Annotated in this window: 25 protein-coding genes; 10 read left to right on the forward strand and 15 right to left on the reverse strand. The window is 74.0% G+C overall.

Going from position 1 to position 24,746, the window contains the following annotated elements; translation table 11 throughout:
• Nucleotides 1-7 precede the first annotated feature (7 nt).
• The 8 genes from hppD to ACWCYY_RS18665 form a co-directional block, all read right to left on the reverse strand.
• A complete protein-coding gene (gene hppD, locus ACWCYY_RS18630) occupies nucleotides 8-985 on the reverse strand; it encodes a 4-hydroxyphenylpyruvate dioxygenase (RefSeq protein ID WP_345279895.1) in 978 nt (325 codons plus the stop codon).
• On the reverse strand, nucleotides 982-2,256 hold the full coding sequence (locus ACWCYY_RS18635; RefSeq protein WP_345279893.1) for a beta-ketoacyl-[acyl-carrier-protein] synthase family protein: 1,275 nt from the start codon (nucleotides 2,254-2,256) through the stop codon (nucleotides 982-984). The genes hppD and ACWCYY_RS18635 overlap by 4 nt, the downstream gene beginning before the upstream one ends.
• Nucleotides 2,253-3,893, reverse strand: coding sequence for a class I adenylate-forming enzyme family protein (locus tag ACWCYY_RS18640; protein WP_345279891.1), 1,641 nt, complete (start codon nucleotides 3,891-3,893; stop codon nucleotides 2,253-2,255). The genes ACWCYY_RS18635 and ACWCYY_RS18640 overlap by 4 nt, the downstream gene beginning before the upstream one ends.
• A 102-nt stretch (nucleotides 3,894-3,995) precedes the next feature.
• The gene (locus tag ACWCYY_RS18645; RefSeq protein ID WP_345279890.1) at nucleotides 3,996-4,475 is read right to left on the reverse strand and encodes a beta-ketoacyl synthase chain length factor; all 480 of its coding nucleotides are present in this window, start codon (nucleotides 4,473-4,475) and stop codon (nucleotides 3,996-3,998) included.
• The gene (locus tag ACWCYY_RS18650) at nucleotides 4,472-5,542 is read right to left on the reverse strand and encodes a beta-ketoacyl-[acyl-carrier-protein] synthase family protein (protein ID WP_345279888.1); all 1,071 of its coding nucleotides are present in this window, start codon (nucleotides 5,540-5,542) and stop codon (nucleotides 4,472-4,474) included. The genes ACWCYY_RS18645 and ACWCYY_RS18650 overlap by 4 nt, the downstream gene beginning before the upstream one ends.
• Before the next feature lie 2 nt (nucleotides 5,543-5,544).
• Nucleotides 5,545-5,787 (reverse strand): acyl carrier protein, encoded by a 243-nt coding sequence (locus tag ACWCYY_RS18655; protein ID WP_345279886.1) that lies wholly within the window; start codon nucleotides 5,785-5,787, stop codon nucleotides 5,545-5,547.
• Nucleotides 5,784-6,047 (reverse strand): acyl carrier protein, encoded by a 264-nt coding sequence (locus ACWCYY_RS18660; protein ID WP_345279884.1) that lies wholly within the window; start codon nucleotides 6,045-6,047, stop codon nucleotides 5,784-5,786. The genes ACWCYY_RS18655 and ACWCYY_RS18660 overlap by 4 nt, the downstream gene beginning before the upstream one ends.
• A 119-nt stretch (nucleotides 6,048-6,166) precedes the next feature.
• Nucleotides 6,167-7,465, reverse strand: a complete 1,299-nt coding sequence (locus tag ACWCYY_RS18665; protein WP_345279882.1) for a class I adenylate-forming enzyme family protein — start codon at nucleotides 7,463-7,465, stop codon at nucleotides 6,167-6,169.
• A gap of 505 nt (nucleotides 7,466-7,970) precedes the next feature.
• Here ACWCYY_RS18665 and ACWCYY_RS18670 point away from each other — a divergent pair.
• The 3 genes from ACWCYY_RS18670 to ACWCYY_RS18680 all read left to right on the forward strand — a co-directional run bounded on the left by ACWCYY_RS18670 (nucleotide 7,971) and on the right by ACWCYY_RS18680 (nucleotide 11,068).
• Nucleotides 7,971-8,771, forward strand: coding sequence for a class I SAM-dependent methyltransferase (locus ACWCYY_RS18670; RefSeq protein ID WP_449796663.1), 801 nt, complete (start codon nucleotides 7,971-7,973; stop codon nucleotides 8,769-8,771).
• An 81-nt stretch (nucleotides 8,772-8,852) separates the two neighbouring features.
• Complete coding sequence (locus ACWCYY_RS18675) at nucleotides 8,853-9,785, forward strand: alpha/beta hydrolase (protein WP_380150021.1); 933 nt, start codon at nucleotides 8,853-8,855, stop codon at nucleotides 9,783-9,785.
• Entirely contained in the window at nucleotides 9,782-11,068 is a 1,287-nt protein-coding gene (locus ACWCYY_RS18680; protein ID WP_449796664.1) for an aminotransferase-like domain-containing protein, read from the forward strand. The genes ACWCYY_RS18675 and ACWCYY_RS18680 overlap by 4 nt, the downstream gene beginning before the upstream one ends.
• 64 nt (nucleotides 11,069-11,132) lie before the next feature.
• Here the strand turns inward: ACWCYY_RS18680 and ACWCYY_RS18685 are convergent, their stop codons facing one another.
• The 3 genes from ACWCYY_RS18685 to ACWCYY_RS18695 all read right to left on the reverse strand — a co-directional run bounded on the left by ACWCYY_RS18685 (nucleotide 11,133) and on the right by ACWCYY_RS18695 (nucleotide 14,229).
• Entirely contained in the window at nucleotides 11,133-11,888 is a 756-nt protein-coding gene (locus ACWCYY_RS18685) for an ABC transporter permease (protein WP_380150019.1), read from the reverse strand.
• 44 nt (nucleotides 11,889-11,932) lie between these two features.
• Nucleotides 11,933-12,871, reverse strand: coding sequence for an ATP-binding cassette domain-containing protein (locus ACWCYY_RS18690; RefSeq protein WP_449796665.1), 939 nt, complete (start codon nucleotides 12,869-12,871; stop codon nucleotides 11,933-11,935).
• A 146-nt stretch (nucleotides 12,872-13,017) separates the two neighbouring features.
• Nucleotides 13,018-14,229 carry a glycosyltransferase gene (locus ACWCYY_RS18695; protein ID WP_449796666.1) on the reverse strand — a complete coding sequence of 404 codons (1,212 nt, stop codon included), beginning with the start codon at nucleotides 14,227-14,229 and terminating at the stop codon, nucleotides 13,018-13,020.
• A gap of 106 nt (nucleotides 14,230-14,335) precedes the next feature.
• On the opposite strand from ACWCYY_RS18695, the gene ACWCYY_RS18700 reads away from it, so the two are divergent.
• The 5 genes from ACWCYY_RS18700 to ACWCYY_RS18720 all read left to right on the forward strand — a co-directional run bounded on the left by ACWCYY_RS18700 (nucleotide 14,336) and on the right by ACWCYY_RS18720 (nucleotide 19,051).
• Nucleotides 14,336-15,268: a 3-oxoacyl-[acyl-carrier-protein] synthase III C-terminal domain-containing protein gene (locus ACWCYY_RS18700; RefSeq protein WP_345284500.1), complete on the forward strand. Its 933-nt coding sequence runs from the start codon at nucleotides 14,336-14,338 to the stop codon at nucleotides 15,266-15,268.
• Between the two features lie 99 nt (nucleotides 15,269-15,367).
• On the forward strand, nucleotides 15,368-15,655 hold the full coding sequence (locus tag ACWCYY_RS18705) for a phosphopantetheine-binding protein (RefSeq protein ID WP_345284502.1): 288 nt from the start codon (nucleotides 15,368-15,370) through the stop codon (nucleotides 15,653-15,655).
• A gap of 3 nt (nucleotides 15,656-15,658) precedes the next feature.
• On the forward strand, nucleotides 15,659-16,447 hold the full coding sequence (locus ACWCYY_RS18710) for a hypothetical protein (protein ID WP_345284504.1): 789 nt from the start codon (nucleotides 15,659-15,661) through the stop codon (nucleotides 16,445-16,447).
• Nucleotides 16,448-16,529: 82 nt separating this feature from the next.
• Nucleotides 16,530-17,423 carry a hypothetical protein gene (locus ACWCYY_RS18715; protein ID WP_449796667.1) on the forward strand — a complete coding sequence of 298 codons (894 nt, stop codon included), beginning with the start codon at nucleotides 16,530-16,532 and terminating at the stop codon, nucleotides 17,421-17,423.
• Complete coding sequence (locus tag ACWCYY_RS18720) at nucleotides 17,420-19,051, forward strand: condensation domain-containing protein (RefSeq protein ID WP_449796668.1); 1,632 nt, start codon at nucleotides 17,420-17,422, stop codon at nucleotides 19,049-19,051. The genes ACWCYY_RS18715 and ACWCYY_RS18720 overlap by 4 nt, the downstream gene beginning before the upstream one ends.
• A gap of 59 nt (nucleotides 19,052-19,110) precedes the next feature.
• Here the strand turns inward: ACWCYY_RS18720 and ACWCYY_RS18725 are convergent, their stop codons facing one another.
• From ACWCYY_RS18725 to ACWCYY_RS18735, 3 genes are all read right to left on the reverse strand, one after another.
• The gene (locus tag ACWCYY_RS18725; protein WP_345284509.1) at nucleotides 19,111-19,323 is read right to left on the reverse strand and encodes an EF-hand domain-containing protein; all 213 of its coding nucleotides are present in this window, start codon (nucleotides 19,321-19,323) and stop codon (nucleotides 19,111-19,113) included.
• Nucleotides 19,324-19,474: 151 nt separating this feature from the next.
• On the reverse strand, nucleotides 19,475-19,972 hold the full coding sequence (locus ACWCYY_RS18730; protein ID WP_345284511.1) for an FBP domain-containing protein: 498 nt from the start codon (nucleotides 19,970-19,972) through the stop codon (nucleotides 19,475-19,477).
• A 102-nt stretch (nucleotides 19,973-20,074) separates the two neighbouring features.
• On the reverse strand, nucleotides 20,075-21,631 hold the full coding sequence (locus tag ACWCYY_RS18735; RefSeq protein ID WP_380150017.1) for a LamG domain-containing protein: 1,557 nt from the start codon (nucleotides 21,629-21,631) through the stop codon (nucleotides 20,075-20,077).
• Nucleotides 21,632-21,785: 154 nt separating this feature from the next.
• Between ACWCYY_RS18735 and ACWCYY_RS18740 the strand changes: the two genes are divergently transcribed.
• Nucleotides 21,786-22,517 carry a tyrosine-protein phosphatase gene (locus ACWCYY_RS18740; RefSeq protein ID WP_449796669.1) on the forward strand — a complete coding sequence of 244 codons (732 nt, stop codon included), beginning with the start codon at nucleotides 21,786-21,788 and terminating at the stop codon, nucleotides 22,515-22,517.
• A gap of 224 nt (nucleotides 22,518-22,741) precedes the next feature.
• Here ACWCYY_RS18740 and ACWCYY_RS18745 read toward each other — a convergent pair whose 3' ends face one another.
• Complete coding sequence (locus tag ACWCYY_RS18745) at nucleotides 22,742-23,143, reverse strand: hypothetical protein (RefSeq protein ID WP_345284517.1); 402 nt, start codon at nucleotides 23,141-23,143, stop codon at nucleotides 22,742-22,744.
• A gap of 370 nt (nucleotides 23,144-23,513) precedes the next feature.
• On the opposite strand from ACWCYY_RS18745, the gene ACWCYY_RS18750 reads away from it, so the two are divergent.
• Nucleotides 23,514-24,647 carry a hypothetical protein gene (locus tag ACWCYY_RS18750; RefSeq protein WP_449796670.1) on the forward strand — a complete coding sequence of 378 codons (1,134 nt, stop codon included), beginning with the start codon at nucleotides 23,514-23,516 and terminating at the stop codon, nucleotides 24,645-24,647.
• Nucleotides 24,648-24,746 lie beyond the last annotated feature (99 nt).

Here is a 24,746-nt window from a genome sequence, read left to right on the forward strand (position 1 = left end):
GCTCCTCTCAGTTGGCCGCGGTGGTGGCGTGCTGGCGTTCGACGGCCTCGTAGAGGGCCTTGATGTTGGCGGAGCCGAAGGTCTCGGCACCCTGACGCTCGATCAGCTCCAGGAAGAAGGTGCGCCGCTCGTGCACCGAGCGGGTGAAGATCTGGAACAGCTGGCCGCCGTGGTCCTGGTCCACCAGCACCGCCAGCTCGCGCAGCGTCTCCACCGGCACGCTGGTCGGGCCGACCCGGGACGGCAGCAGCTCGTAGTAGGCGTCCGGGGTGGACAGGAAGTTCACCCCGCGCGCGGTGAACTCCCGCACCGCGGTGGCGATGTCGGCGGTGTGGAAGGCCAGGTGCTGGACGCCCGCGCCCTCGTGGTTGCGCAGGAAGGTGTCGATCTGGCCGGGCTCGCGGGCCGCGTCCGGCTCGATCAGGGTGAAGGTCACCCGGCCCGAGGGGCTCTGCACCACGCTGGAGTCCATCGCCTGGCGGCCGACCTCGATGTACTCCTCGTAGATCCGGCGGAAGCCCAGCGCCTCCTCGCAGAACCGCACCGCCGCGCCCAGCTCGCCGGCCGGCACGCACAGCGCCGCGTGGTCCAGGAAGCCCAGCAGGCCGTGCTGGTCGGCCGGTTGGTCGCTCTCCGGGACGAAGCGCAGGGCCACGTCGCCGAAGCCCGCGACCAGCCCGGGGGCGAGCGGACGGGCCCCGCCGCGCAGCGCCCGGTCCAGTGCGGCGGCCGGGTCGGCACAGGCCAGCGCGAAGACCGCGACCCCGTCGCCGTGCCGCTCCACGTACTGGGCGATCGGGTGGTCCGGCTGCTCGGCCGAGGCCAGCAGGAAGCGGATGGTGCCCTGGGTCAGCCAGATCCGGCGCACCCCCGGCTCGGCCGGGGCCGGGGTGACGGTGAAGTCGAAGGCGGTGGCCAGGTCGGCGGCGAAGCGGTCGGCGTCCGCGCAGTGGAACTCGACGTGGGCGATGCTCTGGACGGTCAACGGATCTCTCCAGGCTGGTGAGGCGCGCCGGTGGTGGACGGCTGGCCGAAGATCAGGCTGAGGTTGTGCCCGCCGAAGGCGAAGGAGTTGGAGAGCGCGGCCCGCACCGGGGTGTGGCGCGCCTGCCGGACGTGGTCCAGCGCGCAGGCCGGGTCCGGGTCCTCCAGGTTGACGGTGGGCGGCAGTTGGCCCCGCTGCACGGCGAGCACCGAGACGATCGCCTCCACCGCCCCGGCCGCGCCCAGCAGGTGGCCGGTGGCGCCCTTGGTGGAGCTGACGGCGGGCCCGTCCTCGCCGAACACGGCGTTCAGCGCCGAGGATTCGGCCGTGTCACCGAGCTTGGTGCCGGTGCCGTGGGCGTTCACGTAGCCGATGTCGGACGGGGCCAGGCCGGCGCTGCGCAGCGCGGCCCGCATCGAGTCGGCCGCCCCGGCGCCGTCCGGGCGGGGCATGGTCGGGTGGTGGGCGTCGGTGCTGCCGCCCCAGCCGAGCAGCTCGGCCCGGACGGTGGCGCCCCGTGCGGCCGCGTGCTCGGCCCGCTCCAGCACCAGCACCCCGGCGCCCTCGCCCAGCACGAAGCCGTTGCGGCGCCGGTCGAACGGGCGGCTGGCCTGCGCCGGGTCATCCCAACCCTGCGCCAGGGCGCGGGCGTTGGTGAAGGCGGCGGCGATGGTCGGGTGCAGCGAGGACTCGGTGCCGCCGCAGACCACCACGTCGGCCTCGCCGGCCCGAATCAGCCGCAGGCCCTCGGCGATCGCCTGGGCACCGGCCGCGCAGGCCGTGACCGGGGCCGAACTGTAGCCCCGCATCCCGTACTTGATGGCGATCCGGGCGGCCGCCATGTTGGAGAGCATGCCCGGCAGCAGGTACGGGCTGACGGCCGGGCGGCCGCGCTCCAGGCGGCGGTGCGACTGCTGCTCGAAGGTCTCCAGACCGCCGCCGCCGGTGCCGATCACCACGGCGACCCGCTCCGGATCCACGTCCCGGCCGACCACCAGGCCGGCCTCCGCGAGGGCGTCGTCGGCGGCGGCCAGGGCCAGCAGTACGAAGCGGTCCACGCAGCGGGTCTCGGTGGGCGGCAGCACCTCGGTGCCGTCGACGTGCGGGGCGATCCCGGCGAACGGCAGCCAGCCGTGCGCGGCGTGGCCCTCCGGCACCGAAGTGATCCCGGACCGGCCGGAGGTGAGCGCCTCGAACACCTCCTCCGCCTTGCGGCCGAGCGGGGTGACCAGGCCCACACCGGTGACGGCGGCGCCGAGCTGCGCGCTCACTCCGGGTTCCCGGCGAGGGCGGCGGCCGCGGACTCGGCGAGGTGCCGCTCGCGCAGCAGGATCTTGCGGACCTTGCCGGTCGGGCCGAGCGGGATGCGCTCGTCCGGCACCACCAGCACCCGGCGCACGGTGGCGGCCGTCCACTCGTCCAGCGCGGCCGTCACCTCCTTGCTGCGGTCGGCCAGTTGGTCGGCCTGCGGGGCCAGCTGGAGCAGCACGTCGGTGACCACGGCGCCGTTCTCACGGACCGCGACCACGGTGCAGTCCAGCACGTCCGGGCAGGCCGCCAGCACCCGCTCCTCGCTCATCGCGGTGAGCAGCCGGTGGCCGTTGCCGAGGTCCACCGAGTCCACCGCGCGGTCCACGTGGTAGTAGTAGCCCTCCTCGTCCCGGTACATCAGGTCGCCGGTGAGGAAGTAGCCGCGTACCCGGGTGCGGTAGGTGGTGACCGAGTCGTTCCAGTAACCGAGCGCCAGGGTGGGGGACTTGGTGCCCAGCTCGCCGATCTCGTGCGGGCCGAGCTCGGAACCGTCGGGGGCCAGCACCGCGCAGTCCACGAAGGCGTGCGGGCGGCCGACGCAGCGGCCGTAGCGGTCGCTGCCCTGGCTGTGGCTGATGAAGAAGTGCGAGTGGCCCATCTCGGTGGAGCCCAGGCCGTCCACGAAGACCGAGCCGGGGGTGCGGACGCGGCCCTCGCGGGAGACGGACTCGCGCGAGCCGACCGCGATCAGGCGGCGGATGTGCGCCTCGTGCGCGCAGTCCCCGGTGTTCCACCACAGCGCCACCGACTGGAGCTGACGCTCGCTCAGGTCGTGCCGGGCCAGGTCGGCCCAGGTGGCGGCGAAGCCGATCACACCGCCCGGCTGCCAGCGCTCGATGGCGTCCAGCACCCCGGCGCCGGTCTGGCTGGAGAGCACCGCGAGCTGGGCGTGCTGGCTCATCACCAGGTTGGAGATGATCAGGGTGGCCGCGTGCGGGGCGGGCAGCGCGGAGAGCATCCGCTCGGAGCCCTGCGGGCGGGGCAGCGCGAGCCGGTAGCGGATCGCCGCGTAGAGGCTGTCGTGCGAGTGGACCACGGCCTTGGGCAGGCCGGTGGTGCCGGAGGAGTGGGTGATCGCCACCGGGTCGCCGCCCCAGTGCCGGTACGGCTCGGGCGCCTTGGCCGGGTCGCCGAGGCCCAGGGTGGCCACGTCCGGCAGCAGCGGGGCGCCGGGGTCGTAGCCGGCCAGCCGCTCGCGGTGCTCGGCGTCGGTCAGGATGCCGGTGGCGCGCAGGCGGTGGATGTAGAGCGCGGCCTTCTCGCCGTCCAGGTTGGGGTTGAGCAGGGCCGGGATGGCGCCGAGGCGGGCGGCGGCCAGGAAGGTCAGCACGTGGTCGGCGGCGGCGGTCGACCAGACCACCACCGGATCGCGGCGGCCGATCCCCAGCTCGTGCAGGGCGGCGGCCCGGGAGCGGACCGCCAGGTCCAGCTCGCGCAGGGTGAAGGGCTGCCAGGCGGCGTGGTCGTCCACCGGGGTGTCGAAGGTGAGCAGCGGCTCGTCGAGACCCTCGCCGAGGGCGATCCGGGTGGTGAGCACGTTCCCGGCGCCGAGGGCCGGATCGGCGGCCAGCCGGGCACGGATGCTGCGAATGCTCACGGGTAGGGGTTCCCTTCTGGAGGCCGCACCGGGGCGCACGGGGAGAGCACGGGGCGCGGCGCCGCCCGCTCGGGCGGCGTCGGATGGGGGTCGGGAGGTGGGTCAGGGGGCGAGCAGGACGGCCACCGCGCGGCCGGGGTCGCTCGGGTGCGCCTGTTCGGCGGCGATCACCAGGACTTCGTCGGCGTCGCCGTCGAGCAGCAGCAGGTCGGCCAACTCGTAGGCGTCCTGCGGTACTTCACCGGGTGTGGCGCTCGACGGGCTGACCGCCATCACCGGGCCGGTGAGGCCCCAGCGGGCGGCCAGGTGGCCGAGCACCGCGTTGGGGTTGGACTGGAAGAAGAGCAGCGGGGGTACCCGTCGCTCTCCCGCCGCCGCGCGGGCGATCGCCTCGGCGGTGCCCAGGTCCCCGCTGTGGCTGACGAGGAGCAGGGCGGTCAGGGGTGCCGCTCGGTGCTGCTGGAGGCAGCGGTCGGCGGCGGCCACCACCAGGGGGTTGAACGGGGAGTCGGCGAAGCCGGGCAGACGGGGGAGTGCCTCGTCCTGCGGCTCGGGCCAGCGCCCCTCGGCGAGCTGCTTCACGCGGCGGCCACCAGGAGTGCGGTGTTGGCGCCGCCGAAGGCGGAGTTGAGGGTGAGCGCGTGGGCGGGCGCCGCCCGCGGGGTGTCCTCGGTGACCAGGTCCAGCGCGCACTCCGGGTCGGGCCCGAGCAGGCCCGCGTTGACCGGGAGCACGCCTGCCCGCAACGCGCCGATGGTGACGGCGAGTTCGAGCAGCGCGGAGGCCTCCAGCGCGTGGCCGTGCACCGACTTGCTGGAGCTGACGGGCGGCCCGCCGGTGCCGAAGACGCTCTCCAGCGCCCGGGCCTCGGCCTGGTCCGCCAGCGGCGAGCCGGTGGCGTTGGCGTTGACGTAGCCGACCTGGTCGGGCGTCAGCCCGGCCCGGCCGAGCGCGGACCGCACGGCCCGGGCCAGGCCCGAACCGTCCGGCGCCGGACGGCAGACGTGGTACGCGTCGCCCGCCCGGCCCCAGCCCGCGATCCGGGCCAGCACCTCGGCGCCGCGGTGCTCCGCCGCGGCGGCCGACTCCAGCACCACCGCGACCACGCCGTCGCCGAGCAGCAGTCCGCTGCGCCCGGCGCTGAACGGCCGCGCCACGCCGTCGCGGGCCAGGGCCCGGCCGGCGTCGAAGACCGCGAAGGTGTCCGGCTCGACCAGGTACCCGGCCGCGACCAGGACCCGTTCGGCTCGGCCGGAGGAGATCAGTGCGGCGGCGTCCGCCACCGCCGAGCCGGCGGCCGTGCAGGCCCCGGTGTAGACCCGGCCGTCGCCCCAGCGCTCGTGCACCGGACGGCAGGCCTCGGCCGTCACGGGGTCGCCGTGACGGGCCAGCAGCAGCGGGCCGGCCTCGTCGGGGTCGACGCCCGCCTGGGTGACGGCCTCGTGCAGGACGGCCGGGAGCGCTTCGCCGAGGACGGGGGTTCCCGGCGCCAGCGCGGCCCGGCGGGCCTGGCGGTGCGTCACGTCGAAGCGACCGACGGGTCCGAAGGCCGACAGGCCCCGGGTGGCGGCGGCGACCAGCGGGTCGAGACCGGACCCGAAGGCGGAGCGGACACCGATGCCGGTGACCGCCACGTCGGTGGTGGTCACGGTCACGCGCCCGTCGCCGGTACGACGGCCGTCCGCAGCAGCTCCACCGCGTCGGTCACCGTGCGGACCTGGTCCAGTGCCTCGTCGGAGTAGCTCAGCTCACCGTGGCGCTGCTCGAACTCGGCTAGCAACCACGTGAGTTCGAGCGATCCGAGCTCCTCCTCCACCGCCTCGGGGGCGCGCCGGCCGAACTCGGCCAGCACGGCCAGCACCTCCGCCCGGCCGGGCGGCGGCGCGGCACTCACGCCGGGGTGCCGGCGGTGGCGAGGCGCTTGGCCACGTCGGCGGTGAACTCGTCGAGGGTCATCAGCGCGGTGCCCTCCATGTCGTCCAGCTCGAAGCGGACGCCGTACTCCTCCTCGACCTGGACGGCCAGGTCGGCCAGCGCGAGGGACTCCAGGTCCAGGCCGGCCGGGCCCAGGTCGGTGTCGCCGGTGACCTCGGAGACGTCGTAGTTCATCGCGGTGAGGGTGGCGAGCACGAACTCGCGGATGGTGTCCTGCATCGGGGGGCTCCGTAACGGGTCGGAGGGACGGGGGGATTCGCAGACGGGGAGAACTCACAGGAAGTGCCCAGGCTCTGCCCAGCCACTGCCCAGCCTCGGCGGGAAGGGCGGTGACGGGGTCAGAGCGCTGCGGCGGCGGCGCGCAGCCCCGCGGGGTCGCGCAGCAGCTTGCCGGTGGCGGTGCGGGGAAGGGCCGGCAGCAGCGCCAGCCTGCGCGGGCGCTTGTATCCGGCGAGCCTCTGCTCCAGGCCCGCGCGGATCTGTTCGGCCCCGGCCCCCTCGGAGGGGACCAGGTAGGCCTCGACCGCGCCGTGCTCGAACACCACGACCGCCTCCCGGACTTCGGGCAGTGCGGCCAGCGTGTGCTCGACCTCGGTGAGGTCGACCTTGAGCCCGCCGATCGAGACCTGGGAGTCGCGGCGGCCGTGCACGGTGAGCAGGCCGCTCGTCGTGTCGTACGCCGCGGCGTCCCGGGTGTGCAGCCAGCCGTCGGACCAGCGGCTCGGATCGGTGAGCCCGAGATAGGGGGAGTCGGGGCGGCGGATGTGCAGTTCGCCGCCTTCGGTGCGCAGCTCCAGTCCGGGGACCGGGCGGACGGCGGGCGCCAGGGTGCCGTCCAGGTCGGTGGCGATGACGCCGAGTTCGGTCATCCCGTACATGGTGCCGAGCGGTACGCCGTACCGGTCGCGGACCGCCCCGGCCACTCCGGGCCGGGTCAGCTCGCCCGCGACCACGATCGCGGTCAGGTGCGGCAGCGGCCGGGGTGCGCGCACTCCGGCCAGCAGCTCGGCGTGGAACGGGACACCGATCACGGTGGTCGGCAGGTCCTCCTCCGCGACGGCGGCCAGGATGCCGGCCGCCGTCATCCGCTCGGGGACGGTGAGTTGGACCCGGGCGTGCAGGGCGTGCAGCAGCCCTCCGACCAGGCCCAGCACGTGGACCACGGAGGAGAGCAGCACGGTGCGGCCGCCCGCGGCCGGGAAGCCCGGCAGCGCGCGGTAGACGGCGAGTTCGCGCAGCAGGTCGCCGGCGGTCCGGGCGATCACCTTGGAGGGCCCGGTCGAGCCGGAGCTCAACTGGACCAGCGCGTGCGGTGACCGCGCGGGCAGGCCGTCCGGTCGCGTGGTGACGACCGGCTCGACCTCGCTGAACCCGCGCAGTCCCGCCGGCGGCGGCCGGTCCGCCTCGACCAGCACCTGGGGAGCCAGGCGCTCCAGCGCCGCCGCCGTCTCGTGGTCCGTCAGCCGGTGGTCCAGCAGGGCCACTTGGGCGCCCAGCTGCCAGGCGGCGAGCAGGGCGGCGACGTACCCGAGCGAGGGCGGCAGCCGCAGGGCCACCGTGCCGCCGTCCGTGAGCCCGGCGGCGGCGAGGCTTGCCCGCCGCGCGTCCACCAGGGAACGCAGGGCGGAGCGGGTCACCGGCCTTTCGAACCGGAGACAGACTTCTTGACCGGGACCGGCCAAAAGGAAGTGATCGACCCAGCCTTCCGGGGCTTCGGAATGCGGGGGCGCATCGGTGGGGAAACCGGGCAACGCCACTCCATGAATCGGGGCGACAGAGATTGGCAGCGGTTCACTTTCGGCGGATGGAATTCCGCGTTCCCAGACCCTGGCACAGGACGATTGACCGGGTCAAGGTCTATACCAATGCCGCTTGCGGCCCCTACGCTGCCGAGCCTGGAGCGGGCCCGCGGGCGGGCGTGCCGCGAGGGCGGTGCGGTGGCGGGCCTGCGGGCCCCGCCTGACGCCGCAGGACCGCCATGGCCTGCGCGACTCCGGCCGCACGGCCTCGGGTCGGGGCGGCAGGTCTGCCTTCCGGGCCCCGGCGGGGCCCGCCGAACGGGCAGCCCCCACGGCACCCCGGCTCCGCCGGATCGGCCCTTCAGGTCGGACGTGCACGGATTGACTTGTGCACGCTGACGCCATGTCGAGAACAGGAAAGGCGCGAAGCACCGTGAACAGATTTGCCGGATGGGACTGGGAGAATCCCGAGACGCTCGCCGTGACCCTGGACGAATTCAGTGCCGGGGTCGCGGTCTGCGAGAAACTGGAGGCTATGCCGGAGGGAATCCCGCGCACCCGCGCGGAATTCCAGGCGCTGGGTCTCACCGGAATCGAATTCGCCGCATTCCGCACCGACCATCCGAACGGCCTCGGCAGTGACCTCACCCCGCTGCGCAGCGCCGTCGCGGTCAGCGAACCCGGCACCCTCTACCGGGTCGACGGCGACCGCTGCTTCACCCAGCTCGACGTCTCCCGCCCCCTTCCGTTCGAGGACGGCGCGGTCGACTGGATCTACGCCGAGCACCTCATCGAGCACATCCCGCTGAACGTCGCGCTGGGCTGGCTGAAGGAGTGCCACCGGGTGCTCGCCCCCGGCGGGCTGATCAGGATCACCACCCCTGACCTGGCCAAGTACCTGGTCGGCTACGTCCAGGAGGACGGCTTCCTGACCCGGCACCGGCGCCGGCTGAGCAAGCTCGGCTTCGGCCCGCCGATGCCCGAGCGCAAGGCCTTCCTGATCAACCAGATCTTCGCCTACTACGGACACCGGTGGATCTACGACCAGGCCGAGCTGACCTACGTGCTCACCGAGGCGGGTTTCGACGAGGAGGCGGTCCGCTTGTGCTCGTACCGTGTGGGGCTGCACACGGAAATCGCCGATCTCGACACCGCCTTCCGCAGCGACGAGACCATCTATGTCGAGGCGCGGCGGCGGAGTTGACGGAGAAGCGGTGAAGCCGTTGACGAATCTCCGCTCACTCCCCATCAGTTCCCTTTTCCCGAAGGAAGGTTGGGCGAGGCGATGCCACTCGACCCGCAAGTCCTGGCCCTGCGGGCCCGCCGTGCCGAAGCCGGCACCCCCCCTCTCTACACGCTCGACCTGGCCACCGCCCGGGCCGCCGACCTGGCCGCGATCCAGGCCGCCGGCGGCGACCCCGAGCCCGTCCACCAGGTCAGCGAGCTGACCGTCCCCGGGCCCGGCGGCCCGCTCACCCTGCGGGTCTACCGCCCGAGCGACGCGCCCGGACTGCCCGCCCTGCTCTACCTCTTCGGCGGTGGCTGGACCCTCGGCTCGCTGGAGACCAGCGACGCGATCTGCCGCCGGCTGGCCAACGCGGCCGGCTGCGTCACCGTCGGCGTCGGCTACCGCAGGGCCCCCGAGCACCCCTTCCCCGCCGCCGTGCGGGACTGCCACGCCGCCGCGGTCTGGCTGGCCGCGCACGCCGCCGAGCTCGGCCTGGACGGCGCGCGGATCGCCGTCGGCGGGGACAGCGCGGGCGGCAACCTGGCCGCCGCCGTCACCCTGCTGGCCCGCCGCGAGGGCGGCCCGGAGCTCCGCCACCAGCTGCTGGTCTACCCGAACACCGACCGCCGGGCCGACACCGCCTCGCTGCGCGAGAACGACGACCCGCTGCTGTTCAACCGGCACTCGGTGGACTGGTACTGGGGCCACTACCTGGCGGACCAGGCCGACGGCGACGACCCGCTGGTCTCCCCGCTGCGGGCCGACGACCTGTCAGGACTGCCGCCCGCCACGGTGATCACCGCCGAGTACGACCCGCTGCGCGACGAGGGCGAGGCGTACGGCGAGGCCCTGCGGGCGGCCGGCGTGGAAGTCGAGACCCGGCGGTACGACGGCATGGTGCACGGCTTCTTCGCCATGGCCGGGGCGCTGGACGCGGGGCGGGACGCCCAGGAGTACGCGGCCCGGCGGTTGCGGGAGGCGTTCGCGTGAGCGCCCTGTCCCTGGCCGAGCTGCACGGCTCGCTCGCCGACCCGCTGCTGGACGCGATGACCTTCCTCAACGAGGTGGCGGAGCGCTACCCGTCGGCGGTCTCCTTCGCCGCCGGCCGTCCCTACGAGGGCTTCTTCGAGACCTCCCAGGTGGCGAAGTACCTGGACGTGTACCTGGACCACCTGCGCGGCCGCGGCCTGACGGAGGAGCAGGTGCGCAGCGCGCTGTTCCAGTACGGCCCGACCAAGGGCATCGTGGCCGACCTGATCGCCCGGACACTGGCCAACGACGAGGGCCTGACGGTCGATCCGGCCTCGGTGGTGGTCACCGTCGGCGCGCAGGAGGGCATGCTGCTGGTGCTGCGCGCGCTCTGCGCGGGGCCCGAGGACGTGCTGCTGGTCAGCTCGCCCTGCTACGTCGGCGTGACCGGCGCGGCCCGGCTGCTGGACGTGGCCACCGTCCCCGTGCCGGAGGGCGACCCGGGCGCGCTGGCCGCCACCGTGCGGCGGCTGCGGGCCGAGGGGCGGCGCTCCCGGGCGCTCTACGTCGTCCCCGACTTCGCCAACCCCTCCGGCGCCAGCCTGCCCACCGCCGTCCGCGAGGAGCTGCTCGCGGTGGCCGGGCAGGAGGACCTGCTGATCCTGGAGGACGACCCCTACGGCTTCTTCTCCCGGACCGGTGAGCGCCGGCCCACCCTCAAGGCGCTGGACCGCGAGCAGCGGGTGGTGCACCTCGGCTCCTTCGCCAAGACCTGCTTCCCGGGCGCCCGGCTCGGCTACCTGATCGCCGATCAGGTGGTGCGCGCCGCGGACGGCACCACCTCGCTGCTGGCCGACCAACTGGCCAAGCTCAAGAGCATGACCACGGTGAACACCCCCGCGCTCAGCCAGGCGGTGATCGGCGGTCTGCTGATCAGCCACGACTTCCGGCTGCGGGAGGCCAACGCGGACGCGGTCGCCCACTACGCGGCCAACCTGGACCGTTTGCTGGCCGAGCTCGACCGCCACTTCCCGGCAGCCGAGCGGGAGCGGCTCGGGGTCGGCTGGAACCAGCCGGAGGGCGGCTACTTCACCGTGCTCACCGTCCCGTTCACGGCCGACGCGGCGGCTGTGGCGCGGTGTGCCGAGCGGTACGGGGTGCTCTGGACCCCGATGGCCGACTTCTACCCGGACGGCGGCGGGGAGCGCCGGCTGCGGCTCTCCATCAGCAGTCTGACGGGTGATCGGATCGCCGACGGGGTCGAGCGGCTGGCCGCCTTCGTCCGGGCGGAGGCGGCGGCCTGAGACAGCACGCAGGAGGGGGTGGGAGCCAGTGGCTCCCACCCCCTCCTGCGTGCTGTCCGTGCCGTCAGCGCACGCGCTCCGCGAACAGCCTGGCCGACCACCAGACCGCCAGCGCGGCCAGCGGCGCCACCACCGTGATGCTCTGCCAGACCACGGCGTCGCCGATCCGGCCGGCGAAGAGCGAGCGCATCCCCTCCACGGCCCAGTAGAAGGGGTTCCACTCGGCGATCGACCGCAGCCACTGCGGGGCCAGCGCCAGCGGGAGCAGCACGCCGGAGAGCAGGGCGATGGGCTGCGCCGCGGTGTTCACCACCGGGGCCAGCGCGGCGTCGTTGCGCACCAGCAGGGCGATGCCGAAGGAGACCGCCGAGGTCATCAGCGCCAGCATGGCCATCAGCAGGTAGGCCAGCGCCAGGTCCAGCAGGCCGACGGTCAGGCCGAACGGCAGGGCCAGCAGGGTGATCACCACCGCCTGGGCGAGCAGCGCCACCACCTCGCGCAGTGCCCGGCCGAGCAGCAGGGCGAGCCGGCTGACCGGGGTCACCCGGGAGCGCTCGACGATGCCGGCCTTGAGCTCGCCGAGCAGGCTGAAGCCCGAGAACAGGCCGCCGAAGATGACCAGCACGGCGAGCAGGCCCGGCACGTAGATCCGGTAGGCCTCCTGGTAACTCCCGGCCCCCAGGGCGCTCTTGAGCAGCGGGGCGAACAGCAGCAGGTAGAAGAGCGGCTGGACGATGCCGACGACCAGCCAGACCGGGGTGCGCCACATCAGCAGCACCTGACGCTGGAACACCAGCCAGGTGTCACGCGCGAGTTTCATCGGGGAACGGCTCCAGAGGGGTGCGGACCGCGGTGGGCGGCGGTTCAGGTGAGCGAGCGGCCGGTGCGGGCCAGGAAGACGTCGTCCAGGCTGGGGCGCTGGAGCTGGACGGTGGCCGGGGTGAGGCCGGCCTCGGCCAGCGCGGGCAGCAGCTGGGGGATGGCGGTGGCGCCGTCCCGGACGTACAGGCGCAGGCCGCCCTCGGCGGGCGTCTCGGTGCGGTGCAGGTACGGGGCGTCGGCGAGCGCCTTGGCGGCGTCCTCCACGTCCAGCCCGCTGAGCACCACCACGTCCCCGGAGACCTCCTGCTTGAGCTCCTCCGGGGTGCCCTCGGCGACGATGCCGCCGTGGTCGATGATGCCGATGCGGTCGCAGAGCGCGTCGGCCTCGTCCAGGTAGTGGGTGGTCACGAAGACCGTCATGCCCTCGGCCCGCAGCCGGCGGATCTCCTCCCAGACCCCGGCCCGGCTGGCCGGGTCCAGGCCCACGGTGGGCTCGTCGAGGAAGAGCACGGCCGGCTGGTGGATGACGCCGAGGGCGATGTCCACCCGGCGGCGCTGGCCGCCCGAGTAGGTCTGGCAGGCGCGGTCCGCGAACTCGCCCAGCTCGAAGGACTCGACGGCCCCTTCGGCCAGCTTCAGGGCCTCGGCCTTGGAGCTGCCGTACAGCCGGGCCTGGTGCACCAGCTCCTCGCGGCCGGTGACGGTGTCGGCGGTGCCGCCGCCCTGGGCGACGTAGCCGATGCGGCGGCGGACGCCGGCCGGGTCGGCCCGCAGGTCGGCCCCGGCGATGACGGCGGAGCCGCCGTCGGGGCGGATCAGGGTGGCCAGCATGCGCAGGGTGGTGGTCTTCCCGGCGCCGTTGGGCCCGAGGAAGCCGTAGATCTCGCCGGCCGCCACGGAGAGGTCGAGGCCGCGTACGGCGTCGACGGCGGCGGCCTTGCGGGACTGGTAGGACTTGCGCAGCCCCGTGGTCTCGATCAAAGCCAGAACTCCCGTACAGGGGTGGGCAGACAGGGGGTGAGGGGCCGTCCGGTCGGAGCCGTACGGTGCCGGGGCAGGCCACGGGCACCGGCGGCCGGGGTGACGGAAGCACCCGTGCGGCAGCCGGGGGAGTGGCTCCCCGGGCGTCACCCTAGGGGGTCGGCAGGGCTCGCCACAATGGTCTGGACCAGGTCGTTCGCGGGATCTCGCCTGGTGGACGCCGTGCGCTCCAGGTGGTCAACTGCGGTGCGGGCGCCGCCCTTCGCGAGAAGTTCGTGGCCGAGCCGCCCCGCCGCCTCGCGGTAGGACGGCCCCTGGCGCACCGTCAGGACCGCCTGCGCCAGGTGCTGCGCGGCGGCCCCCGCGAAGTCGACGCACAGCCCGGCTCCGGCCGCCGCCACCCGCCCGGCCACCAGTGGCTGGTCGTGCCGGATCGGGGCGAGCACCACCGGCACGCCGTGCGCCAGCGCCTCGCCGGTGGTGTTCAGCCCGCCGTGGCCGAGCAGGGCCGAAACCCGCCCCCGCGCCAGCAGTTCGAGCACCGGGGCGCGCTCCACCGCGACCGCCCACTCCGGGAAGGCCTCCCACAGCTCCGGCGGGGCGACCACCACGGCCGGCACCTCGGGGCCCAGCAGGTGCAGCGCCGCGCCCACCCGGCGCAGGAAGTCCACCGAGACGTCGTCGGCCAGCGTGCCCATGGAGACCAGCAGGTGACGGCGGGTCGGGTCGAGCCGCTCCCACGGGAAGCCGGGCTCCGGTGGCCGCTCGGCGAGCACGGGGCCGACCAGGGCGGTCGCCCGGCCGGCGAGGGCCTCCCCGCTCAGGGTTTCGCTGGTCAGGGCCAGGACCAGCTCGGGCGAGAAGCGCGGGTCGACGTACTCCTCCTCGGGCAGGTCGGCCCGCCGCCACAGCTCGCGCAGCCGCTCCTCGATCCACGGCTCCGCCTCCGGGAACGGCCGCCCGAGCTCCATCAGCCCCGGGGCCAGCGAGGCCCAGGGGATCCGGTGCCGGTGCGCGGTCAGGGCGCCCGCCGGGGTGTGCTGGTCCACCACCAGGACGTCCGGGCGCTCGGTGCGCACCGCCGCGTCCAGCGCCTTCGCGGTGAAACGGGCGTACGGGACCACGAAGCCGTCCCAGAGCGAGCGCAGCGCCGCCTCGCCCGAACCGCCCTGCGGACGGAACAGCCGCGAGCCGGTGCGGAGCACCCGGGCGTCCGGCCCGAGCAGCGGCCGCAGCACCAGCTCCGAACCGGCCCAGGCCACCCGGTGGCCGCGGCCCTCCAGCTCGCGGCCCAGACCGATCGTGGGCAGGACGTGGCCGGCGAGCGGCGGCACGACGAACAGGAAGCTGCTGCTCACAGGGGTATGACGATCCATCAGGAAGCACTCCGGGGGGTCGTGGGCTCCGGCCGAAGAGTCAGGACACATCTTGTGCGGCTCGCGGGGCGTGGGAATACTAGCCCGGGTGACCGCACTGGAGGCAGTGGCCGTCCACCTCCCCGACTCGGCCGTTCCCATCGAGGCCGTCGGGCAGCGGATCGGACTGACCCCGCGCCAAATCTCCCTCTTCCGCCGCTTCCACGGCCTGGACCAGGTGTGCCTGGACCCGGACGGAACGCTGCACGACCTGCTGGCCGGCGCCCTCGGCGCCCTGACCGAACTCCGCGGCCGGGAACACCTGGTCCGCCACGTGCTGTACGCCCGCAGCATGCCGGTGGCCCTCCCGTACCCGCTGGACCCCCTGCCCGACCTGCTGGACCGCTTCGGGCTCGGCCACGCCGAGCACTTCTCGCTCTCCCACCACGCCTGCGCCGGCAGCCTGCTGGCGATCGACCTGGCCGGGCGCCTGCTCGCCGCCGATCCGGACCCGGACGCGCTCGCCCTGGTGCTGACCGGCGAGAAGACCTTCACCCGGGACGCCCAACTCGTCCCGGAGACGGCGCTGTTCGCCGAGGGCGCGGCCGCCTGCCTGGTGCGCGCCGGTGGCGGCCCCGGCGAGGTGCTGTCCTACGCCGTGCGCCAACTCGGTGAGTTCGACGGCCGCTTCGCCGAGGATCCGGAGCTGCTCACCCGCTACCAGCGGGCCTACCCCGAGACCATGGCCGAGGTGATCCGCACCGCCGCGGAGCGCGCCGGGACCGGCCTCGACGAGCTCGCGCTGATCCTGCCGCACAACGTCAACCAGGTCTCCTGGCGGCGCCTCTCGCGGGAGTTGGAGCTCCCGATCGAGCGAGTACTGCTGGACAACGTGCCCGCCGTCGGGCACAGTTTCGCCGCAGACGGGTTCATCAACCTTCACACCGCCGTCACCAGGGGCCTGCTCCGTCCCGGTGACCGGTACATGATCGCGGCCTCCGGCCTCGGCGCCACCTTCTCGGCGATGACCGTCCGGCACTGACCGGCCGTGCCCCCGGGAGACAGCCCCCGTTCCCCAGGGGCGCCTCCACCGTCCGCCCGCGCTGACCACACCGCGCTGCCCCCGATGGGATGTTCCACGATGGACGACACCACCCTTGCCCCCGATCCGGCCCTGCGCGGCCAGGTGCTGGAGAGCATCGGCACCCTGCTGCCCCGGGTGCTCCGCCGCGAGCTCACCGAGATCCCGGAGAACGCCTGCCTGTTCGACGACCTCGGCCTCACCTCGGCCGGCACCCTGGAGCTGATCCTCGAACTCGAGGAGGCGCTCGACATCCAGGTGGACGTCGAGGAGATCGGCGAGGACGACCTGCGCTCGGTCGCCAGCCTCGCCGACTTCGTGGCCGGCCACACCATCACCGAGGCCTGAGCGGTGCAGCCGCGCCCCACCGGCCGGGGCGGACTGCGGATCACCAGGTCGGTGCACCGCCGCTTCTCCGGCCGCTCGGCCGCCGCGCTCGACCCGGACCTGCGGGTCTTCGTCGCCGACCAGACCCGCCCGTACGGGCTGGCCCTGCGCGAGGACCTGCTGACCGAGGGAGCCGGGCACGGCTACGGCGAGATGGGCGAGGCACTGCTCGCCGAGCTGGACCTCCCCGAGGACCGGCCGGCCGACCTGCTGCTGCTCGCCTTCGACGTCCCCGACGTCCAGCCCGGACTGGCCAACACCCTGCGGCTCGCCCGGAGCTGCCCCGGGGAGCCGATGGCCTTCGCCGTCGGCGACCAGGGGCCGCTCAGCCCGTTCACCGCCCTGCGGATCGCCGACCGCTACGCGCGGACGGGCGCCTGCGAGCGCGCCCTGGTGCTGCTGCTGGAGCAGCCCGCGCTGCACCACGTGCCGCCCGGGCCGGTCGAGCTGCCCGCACACGCCGAAGGCGTCCTGCTGCTCTGCGAACAGGCGCCGGAGGAGCAGACCCTGACGGTCCGCCGGACCGCTACGGCCGCGCGGCGCGCGGTCACCACCGGCGGCGAGGAGCCGTGGCGTCCGTCCTGGCCCTTCCCGGACCCGGTGTCCGGAGCCGACGAGGCCGCCCCTGCGGCCGGCGGCCAGCCGCTCACCGGCGCCTGGACGGCCGCGCTCTCCGCCTGGAGCGGCGGCCCGCTGCTCGTCCGCGGCACCGACCGCCGCACCGGCCGCTCCGCCGAGCTGCGCCAGCCGTGACCGGCGCCCGCACCGGCACCGGCGTCAGTACCAGCACCACCCTTCCCCGACCAGACTCCAACCAGGAACACAGGTACAGCGGATGACTGACCTCCGGACGGCGGAAGCCGCGACCCTGCTGCCCACGGACACCCCCGGTGTGGTGCTCTACTCGGGCGGCTTCGAGCGGCTGATCGCCGACCTGCGCCTCGGCATCGAGGCGCTCGGCGCCGACGAGCCCTTCGAGCGGCTGGCCATCCCGCCGGTGATCTCCCGCGCCCTGGTGGAGCGGGCCGGGTACGCCAAGGCCTTCCCGCACCTGCTCGGCACCGTGCACAGCTTCACCGGCACCCCCGCCGAGTGGCGCGAGCTCTCCGGCACTCCGGACTGGCACCGCGAGCAGCGGATCGGTGACCTGGTGCTGCTCCCCGCCGCCTGCTACCCGGTCTACGCCACCCTGGAGGGACGGGAGTTGACCGGCCCCGCCCGCTTCGCGGTCTCCGCGCACTGCTTCCGCCAGGAGGGCAGCGCCGAGCCCGGCCGGCTGCGCAGTTTCCGGATGTCGGAGTACGTCACCGCCGGGACGCAGGCGCACTGCGAGGACTGGCGGGCCGCCTGGCTGGCCCGGGTCGCCGAGTGGCTGGGGGCGATGGCCCTCAAGGTCTCGGTCGAGGTCGCCGACGACCCGTTCTTCGGCCGGGCCCGCAAGGTCTTCCAAGCCGCCCAGCGCGCCCAGGAGTTGAAGTACGAGCTGCGGGTGGAGGTGGCCGACGGCCTGGTCCAGGCGATCGCCTCGGCCAACTGCCACAAGGACACCTTCGGCACCGTCTTCGAGTTCACCGCCGACGGCGAACCCGGCCACACCGCCTGCGCCGCCTTCGGCCTGGAGCGGATCGCGCTCGCCCTGATCCACGCGCACGGCCCGTACCCGGCGGACTGGCCGCAGCCGGTGCGCGAGGTGCTCACCGGCACCGTCGCGGCAGGGGCCCTCCGATGAGCGTGGTCACCGTCCGGTACGACGGCGGCAGCACCGGCGAGGGGCCGGTGACGCTCGGTCAGGCCAACATGATCCTGTGCATCCGCCGGGACGACCCCGACCAGATCAACAAGCACGCGGTCTGGCCCGTCCCGCCCGGGGCCACCGTGCCCGAGGTGCTCACCACGCTGCGGCGGCTGGCCGAACGCCACGAGTCGCTGCGCACCACCTTCGCGGTCGACGGACGGCAGGCGGTGCACGCCGCCGGCTCCTTCGAGGTGACCCTGACGGAGGCCGCGCCGGAGGACCAACTCGACGTCAGGGCCGATGAGTTGGCACGGCTGGACCGGCCGCGCCCGTTCGACCTGGCAGCGGACTTCCCGCTGCGCTTCACCCTGCTCACCCGGGACGGGAAGCCCGCCCGGCTGGCCGTGGTGGTCTGCCACACCGGGGCGGACGGCGCGGCCACCTCCGTCCTGTTCGAGGAGTGGTTCACCCTGCTCTCGGGGGCCGAGCTCCCGCCGGTCAGCGCCCCCACCCCGCTGGAGATCGCGGCCGCCGAGCACTCGGCGGCCGGGCGGCGCCGCACCACCGCCTCCCTCAAGCACTGGGAGAAGATCCTGCTCACCAGCCCGGCGGCGGTCTTCGCCGACTCCGGGCTGACCGGGCCGGCCGAGCAGCTCGCCACCCTGGCGATCCGCTCCCGGGCCGCCGCCGAGAGCCTGGACGCCGCCTGTCACCGCACCGGTGCCAGTCCGTCGAGCGTGCTGCTCGGCGTCTTCGCCGCGCTGGTCGCCCACCTCGCCGACCAGCCCAGGCTGGCACTGGCCGCGCTCTCGGCCAACCGGCACCGGGCCCAACTCGCCACCCACATAGGCACCTTGGCGCAGGACGCGCTGATCGCGGTGGACGCCCGGGCGGACGGGCTGGACGAGGTGATCGGCCGGACCAAGGCCGCGGCCTTCGCCGGCTACTGGCACAGCACCCTGGACGCGCCGCGGATCTGGGAGCTGGTCGAGGACGCCGCGCACCAGCGCGGGGCGCGCTGGAACCGCCAGGTGGTGGTCAACGACCTCAGCCTGACCATCCCCGAGGCGGCCGCCCGCTCGCGGCCGGTGCCCAGCGCCGAGCCGGAGCTGAGCTGGTACCCGGACGAGCCGGTGCCGGTGCGGCTGATGATGAACATCTGGCGGGTCCGCGAGGTGGTGGAGATCTCCCTGCACACCTGTCCGCAGGTGCTGGACCGTCAGGAGAGCGAGCTCTTCGCCCGGGGTCTGCTGAAGCTGGTCGCCGCAGTCGCCGAGGGCCCCGTCGAGCTGTCGCGGCTCACCGAGCTGACCGGGCTGGCACCGCGCAAGCGGGTGGGGGAGTGGGAGGAGGTGGACGGCAGCTGGATCGACCTGGCGGCCGTGCGCACCCTGCTGGCCGAGGCGCTCGGCCCCGGCGTCATCGCCACGGTGGCCGTCCGGGAGGGCAGGCTGACCGCCTGGATCGACCCGGGCGAGCGGCCGCTCACCCCGGCGAAGGCGCACCGCGCGGTGGTCGCGGCCCTTCCCGGCCGGGAGACGGCGATGGCCCCGCAGCACTACGTGGTGCACGGGGCCGTCCCGGCCGAGGGAAGCGGCCGGGACGGTGGTGCGGCCGGCTGACCGCCGGCCGCGAGGGCGTGCTCCGTTCGGCCTCGGCCTCACGGCCGGGCCGTTCGGCGTCAGCCCTGCTGGGCGGCCCAGAACTCCTCGAAGTTCAGCTGGCCGTCCTTGCTGGTGTCGGCCTTGTTGATGACCGCCTGGGCGACCGTCTCGGTGACGTACGGGTCACCGAGCTCGGCCATCGCCTTGCTGTACTCGGCGGCGGTGATGAAGCCGTCGCCGTCGGCGTCGAAGCGCGCGAAGACCTTCTTGGCGTTCTCGATGTCAGCCATGTCTGCCCCTCCTGAATGGGTCGTGGTGCCCGTACCCTATCGGCCCGGCCGACGCTCGGATGCCGGACCCCCGGGTCACGACGCCCCAGGTCAGGAGCGGGCCGGGAGTCGGGCGAGGGTTCGTCCCCGCCCGGTGCGCCGGGGCCCGGTCTCAGCCCCGGAGGACCTGGGCCAGGAAGGCGTCGAGGTTGGCCACGGTGCGGGCGATCTGTTCCTCCACGGTCAGCGACTCCGCCACCCGCTCCGCGGAGGCGGTGCGCTTGCGGCCCCGGACGTAGAGCGAGCAGGCCAGGTCCGCGCAGACGTAGGTGCCCACGGTGCTGCCCTCCCGCCCGGCGGCCCCGGCCCGGCGCGCGGCCAGCAGGGCCACCCCGGTGCCGGTGTGCGAGGTCAGGCAGAACGAGCAGAGGTTGCTCTTCAGCGAACTGCGGCGCACCGTCGGCACCCGCAGCGTCACGCCCACCGGACCGTCCTCGGCCGGCGCGACCAGGTACGCCCGGTCGGGCGCCCCCTGGTCCCGCCAGCCGAGGAAGTCCAGGTGCTCCCAAGGCAGTTCGGCCAGACCGCGCGGCAGGCTCAGCCGCCCGGCCTCCCCCTTGGTGCAGTTGACGAAGGAGGCGCGGATCTGCGGCTCGGTGAGTGGCTCCATGCTTCGGACGCTAACACCGCGGCCGCGGTGCCGTCGCCCGGATTTCCGGCGGCCCGGGATCCGGGCGGCGGGACCCGGGATCCGGGACCCGGGTCCCGGGTCTCAGACGACCCGGGCGGCGGTGATGCTGTCGCCGGAGGAGGTGGTCGCGTCCGGGCCGGTCCCGGTGGTCTCGGCGACCGCGCGGAAGTCGGCGGAGTTCACGCTCCACCGGTGCCCGGCGAAGCTGCCGTCCGCCTTGGCGTAGAACACCATGTGGCCGATGCCCGCGCCCTGGCGGTTCTGGGAGACCGCCTTGTCGAGGTTGTCCACCATCCGGGTGTCCGGGCAGTCCCAGTAGGTGGAGAGGCCGAACACCCCGTGCGGCGAGGCCGTGCAGTCCACCACCTCCACCACGTACTGGGTGAGGCCCGGCTGGTCCATGAAGCCCGTGCGGACGCCCTTGAGGGTGCGGACCATGACGATGTGTCCGGTGTTGTTCGCGACCGTGCCGTTGTAGTTGACCGAGACCAGGTCACCGGGCCGGAGGTCGGTGACCCGGGTGATCGCCTTGAAGCGCGGCCCCGCGCCGCCGTTCTCCCCGCTGAACCGTGACTGGTAGCGGGCCGCCGTGGGGCTGAAGCGTGGGTCGGTGGCGCCGAACCAGGTGGCGAAGTAGCTGTTGTCCGCCGCCCAGGGGTAGGTGTGCCGCAGCACCGCCGTGACGAAGGAGTTGCAGCGCGAGCGGTTGACCCAGGTGGCCGGGTCGGCGGGCTGCCCGAAGACGACCTGGGCCTCCTCGCCCACCAGGTAGACGTTGCTGCGGACGGCGGCCTGACCGCTGATCAGGTCGATCTCCTGGTCGGACAGCGCGCGGTCGTAGGCACGGACGTCGCTGAGCTGGCCGTTCCACTCGTTGACGGCATTGCCGTTCCACTTCGCCCGGCCGACGTTGAAGCCCTGGCCGGAGGCCCACGGGGTGGTGGCGTCGGCGGCCGTGCCCTCCTTGGCCCCGTTCACGTAGATCCGGACCTCGGTGCCGGTCCAGACGCCGGTCAGGTGCACCCAGGTCCCCGCCACCGGCTTGGTGGTGGCCACCGCGGCGACCTTGGAGGCCTGGGCCTGGTCGGCCGTGCGCACCCGGAACGACCAGGTCGTCTGGCCGGTGTCGGGGTCGCGGTCCTGCATCAGCAGGAAGCGGCTGGTCTGCGCGCCGTCCTGGCTCACCGCCGTCATGATCCCGGTGAGCGCCGCCGGGCGGACCCAGGCCGAGACGGTGAACGGCCTGGTGGTGTCCAGCACCGAGGAGGTCGCCGCGTAGGCGGCGTCCGCGGCGCCGTTGAGGGTCAGCTCCTGGCCGACCCGCAGGTCGCTCCAGCCGGTGGCGGTGGCCGAACCCCTGGTGAGCGCGCGGCCGTTGCCGCTGCGGTCCTCGGTGGTCGCGGTGAGCGGCCAGTGCCCGGCCAGACCGGTGGTCAGCTGACCCTCCGCCAGCATCCGCTGGTACTGCACCATCTGCTCGGCCTGCACCAGGTGCGGCGGAGGTACGGGTGCGAACGGGACGTTCCGCGCCTCGGCGGCCCGGGCCACGCCGGTGCTCGCGGCCACGCCGCCGCCCAGCAGCGCGGTCGTGCCCGTCAACGCGGCGGCGCCGCCCAGAAATCCACGCCTGGTCACCATTTCGTGCTCCCCCTGTGAAGATCGAACCATGATCGCTCGGCAGAGTCTAGGGGTTGCCGTGCACCTGGCAAGCCCCCAGTTCGAGGCCACCAGGACCGGACGCCGGGCGCCGGTGGTCCGGCCCCATCAAGGAGACCCCCCTAGAGTGGCGGCCATGACCAGACACCTGGAGTTCGACCGGCTGCACAACTTCCGTGACCTCGGCGGCTACCGCACCGAGGACGGCCGCGACGTCAGGACGGGCACCCTCTACCGCTCCGACTCGCTCGGCAAGCTGCGCACCGAGGCCGACCTGGCCCGCTTCGCCGACCTGGGCGTCAGCACCGTGATCGACCTGCGCTACCCCTGGGAGATCGAGCGCGGCGGACGCGTCCCCGAGCTGCCCGGGCTCGCCTTCCACAACCTGAGCATCGAGCACCGCCCGTACGACCAGGCCGCGTTGGGCGAGGACGTGGACCCGGCGGTCTACCTGGTCGACAAGTTCCTGGAGGTCGCGCAGGACGGCACCGCCGAGCTGCGCCGGGTGATGGAGGTGATCGCCGACCCGTCGGCCGGCCGCACCGTCTTCCACTGCGCCTCGGGCAAGGACCGGACGGGCATCGTGGGCGCCCTGGTGCTCACCCTGCTCGGCGTCCCCGAGGCCACCGTGGCCGAGGACTTCGCGCTGACCAACCTCGCCACCGCCTCGCTGGTCGCCGACTGGCAGGCCAAGTACGGCCCCGGCAAGCTCTGGCCGGCCTACGGGCAGGCCCCCGAGGCGCTGATCCGCTCCTTCCTACGGGAGTTGACGGAGCGTCACGGATCGGTGGCGGGGTACGTCGAGGGTGAGCTGGGCCTCGGTGGGTCGTACGTGATGGCGCTGCGGGAGCGACTGCTGGTGCCGTAGCGCGGGGGCGGGTCGGTGTGGAGGGCCGGGTGGCCGACCACCGCACGAGGCGGGTGCGGTGGTCGACCAGCCGGGAAGCGTCAAGCCATCGAGCGGGAGATCAACACGGTGAACGGCCTTCCGTGCTGTCGCGAGATGCTGTGGCGCGCGCCTCGGCTTTCCTCCGCACGGTCACGGTCGCTGCCCTGGTCGTGCGGATCCGTCCGTGACCGGCCGCTCGGAACTCACACGCAGTCGTACCAGAGGCTGAAAGTGCTCGACCCCGGGGAGGTGGGGGTACCACCCCACCACCAGCAGCCGTTGCCCTTGCCGACCCAGCCGGTCGAGGCGTACTGGGAGTACCAGCCGTAGTCCTTCGCCGCGTCGGGGCCGCCGACCTGCTTCGTGATGACGGCCCGGGTCCAGGCGTAACCGCCGGTCTGGTTCCAGGTGTTCACGCAGAGGCTGGCGCCGTCGTAGGAGCGGATCAGGCGGGAGCTCATGCCGTTGGCGTTCTTCGTGATGAGGACGTCCCCGTTGCAGTACCCGGCCGCGTGGGCCGTGGTCGGCAGGGCTATCAGCAGCGCGGAGCTCATCGCCGCCGCTGCACCGAATGCGGCCAGGCGCCGCATCGAGGTCGTGGCCATAGCCATGTCCCTTCGTCAAAGGTGAGAACGGGGTAGCTCCGGCCGCAAATCGCCGGCCGGGCATCCCCCGCCACCGCCCATTCACCCCCGTGGTGGGGCGTTCACCGGCGAGGAATCTAGTCCGGGGAGACCGCCCGGCAGGCCGCTCGAACCGGACAAAGGCCCGGAACTCTCGTACGCGGAGAAAGCGCTGTCCAAGGGGGAGTTGGCCATGTGGAGCACCGTGTTACGCATGCTCCCTTCGTGTAGACGCGATGCTGGCGGAAGGTTCGACCCCGGACGGTGCCGGTGTGCGTGCGATGGCCGGTTCCGTGCTTGACCGACCCCGGCGGCGGTCCCGCCGAGGCGGCCGTCCGCCAGACTGGTCGCCATGCCGCAGCAGGGGGAGCAGGGGGATCGGGGTGTCGCCGGCGGGTCGGTGCGGAGGGTGGTGCGGTGGGCGGGGCATCCGGGGACGGTGCTCGCGGTCCTGGTGCTGCTGCTCAACGACCATCTGTGGAAGCGGAGTTGGCCGGGACCGGTGACGGGCAAGGTCAGCGACGTGGCGTGGATGCTGGTGGCGCCGCCGGTGGTGGCGCTGCTGCTCACGCCCGCGCTGCGGCTGCGCGGGCACTGGCCGGCGGTTCTGGGGCTGGCCGTGACGGCGGTCTCGTTCGCGGTCGCCAAGTCCGGCCCGGCCGGGGGCGAACTCGCCTCCGGCGTCTGGTCGTCGGGCGGTGTGCCGAGCCGGATCGTCGGCGATCCGACCGACCTGATGGCGCTGCCCGCGCTGGTGGCGAGCTGGTGGCTGTGGCGGCGGGGCCGGGAGCTGCGGCGGGCGCCGTACGTCGGCCTGGTGGTCGTCCCGGTGGCGGTCGCGGCGATGGTGGCCACCGGAGAGCGGCGGCAGGAGGGAGACGGCTACGTACCACCGGCCCCGACGACCTCCCTCCACCTGGGCGTCGACGCCGACGGCGCGTTCCTGGAGACGTCCGGCGGGTACTGGACCTCCCCGGACGGGGGCCAGAACTGGAAGCGGCTGGAAGCGGGTTCGGAGGACGCGGCACCGTTCACCTCGGTCGAGGGAACGCCCGGGCGGACCGTCTGCCTCCCGAAGGCGCCGGAGCGCTGCTACCGGCTGACCCGCGGTGAACCGCCGGGCTCGCCGGCTCCGGGCGTCATGGCCCCCGGTGAGACGTCCCCGCGTCCCGCGCGGAGCGCCCCCGGCAGCTGGGCCACCGAGGGGCCCACGCTCGGACCGGGGCAGGAGACCGTCGACCGGTGGGTGGTCGAGGAGAGCGTCCACGGGCAACAGGACTGGTCCCCGGTCTGGCGGTCGGCGGCCGGGTACCGCGAACTCCCGGGCACCGTCATGGAACTCGCGACGGTCGCCGGTCCGCGCGGCAGCACCGTCATCGTGCACTACCCCGGAGCGGGGCTCGCGGTGCGCGACGTGGACGGCGTCTGGAAGTGGCGCACCTACCCGGAGGGCCTGCGCCTGCCGGCCCCTGCCCCGCCGCGGTAGGCCTCCGGCCGTCACCGACTCGGTTGCGGCCGACGCTCTGCGCGTCGAGGACACACACGCTCGGCTCTGCTTCCTGGCCTGCGGCTTCCCGGACCGGTC

The sequence above is a fragment of the Kitasatospora sp. NPDC001664 genome (assembly GCF_053596675.1).

Bases quoted from the DNA above. Each gene is read 5' to 3' on its own strand.
- ACWCYY_RS18715 (WP_449796667.1), top strand. From the start codon at position 16,530: ATGACTGACCTCCGGACGGCGGAAGCCGCGACCCTGCTGCCCACGGAC.
- ACWCYY_RS18720 (WP_449796668.1), top strand. From the start codon at position 17,420: ATGAGCGTGGTCACCGTCCGGTACGACGGCGGCAGCACCGGCGAGGGG.
- ACWCYY_RS18750 (WP_449796670.1), top strand. From the start codon at position 23,514: ATGCCGCAGCAGGGGGAGCAGGGGGATCGGGGTGTCGCCGGCGGGTCG.
- ACWCYY_RS18685 (WP_380150019.1), bottom strand. From the start codon at position 11,888: ATGAAACTCGCGCGTGACACCTGGCTGGTGTTCCAGCGTCAGGTGCTG.
- ACWCYY_RS18675 (WP_380150021.1), top strand. From the start codon at position 8,853: ATGCCACTCGACCCGCAAGTCCTGGCCCTGCGGGCCCGCCGTGCCGAA.
- ACWCYY_RS18730 (WP_345284511.1), bottom strand. From the start codon at position 19,972: ATGGAGCCACTCACCGAGCCGCAGATCCGCGCCTCCTTCGTCAACTGC.
- ACWCYY_RS18740 (WP_449796669.1), top strand. From the start codon at position 21,786: ATGACCAGACACCTGGAGTTCGACCGGCTGCACAACTTCCGTGACCTC.
- ACWCYY_RS18725 (WP_345284509.1), bottom strand. From the start codon at position 19,323: ATGGCTGACATCGAGAACGCCAAGAAGGTCTTCGCGCGCTTCGACGCC.
- ACWCYY_RS18660 (WP_345279884.1), bottom strand. From the start codon at position 6,047: ATGCAGGACACCATCCGCGAGTTCGTGCTCGCCACCCTCACCGCGATG.
- ACWCYY_RS18745 (WP_345284517.1), bottom strand. From the start codon at position 23,143: ATGGCCACGACCTCGATGCGGCGCCTGGCCGCATTCGGTGCAGCGGCG.
- ACWCYY_RS18735 (WP_380150017.1), bottom strand. From the start codon at position 21,631: ATGGTGACCAGGCGTGGATTTCTGGGCGGCGCCGCCGCGTTGACGGGC.
- ACWCYY_RS18670 (WP_449796663.1), top strand. From the start codon at position 7,971: ATGTCGAGAACAGGAAAGGCGCGAAGCACCGTGAACAGATTTGCCGGA.
- ACWCYY_RS18705 (WP_345284502.1), top strand. From the start codon at position 15,368: ATGGACGACACCACCCTTGCCCCCGATCCGGCCCTGCGCGGCCAGGTG.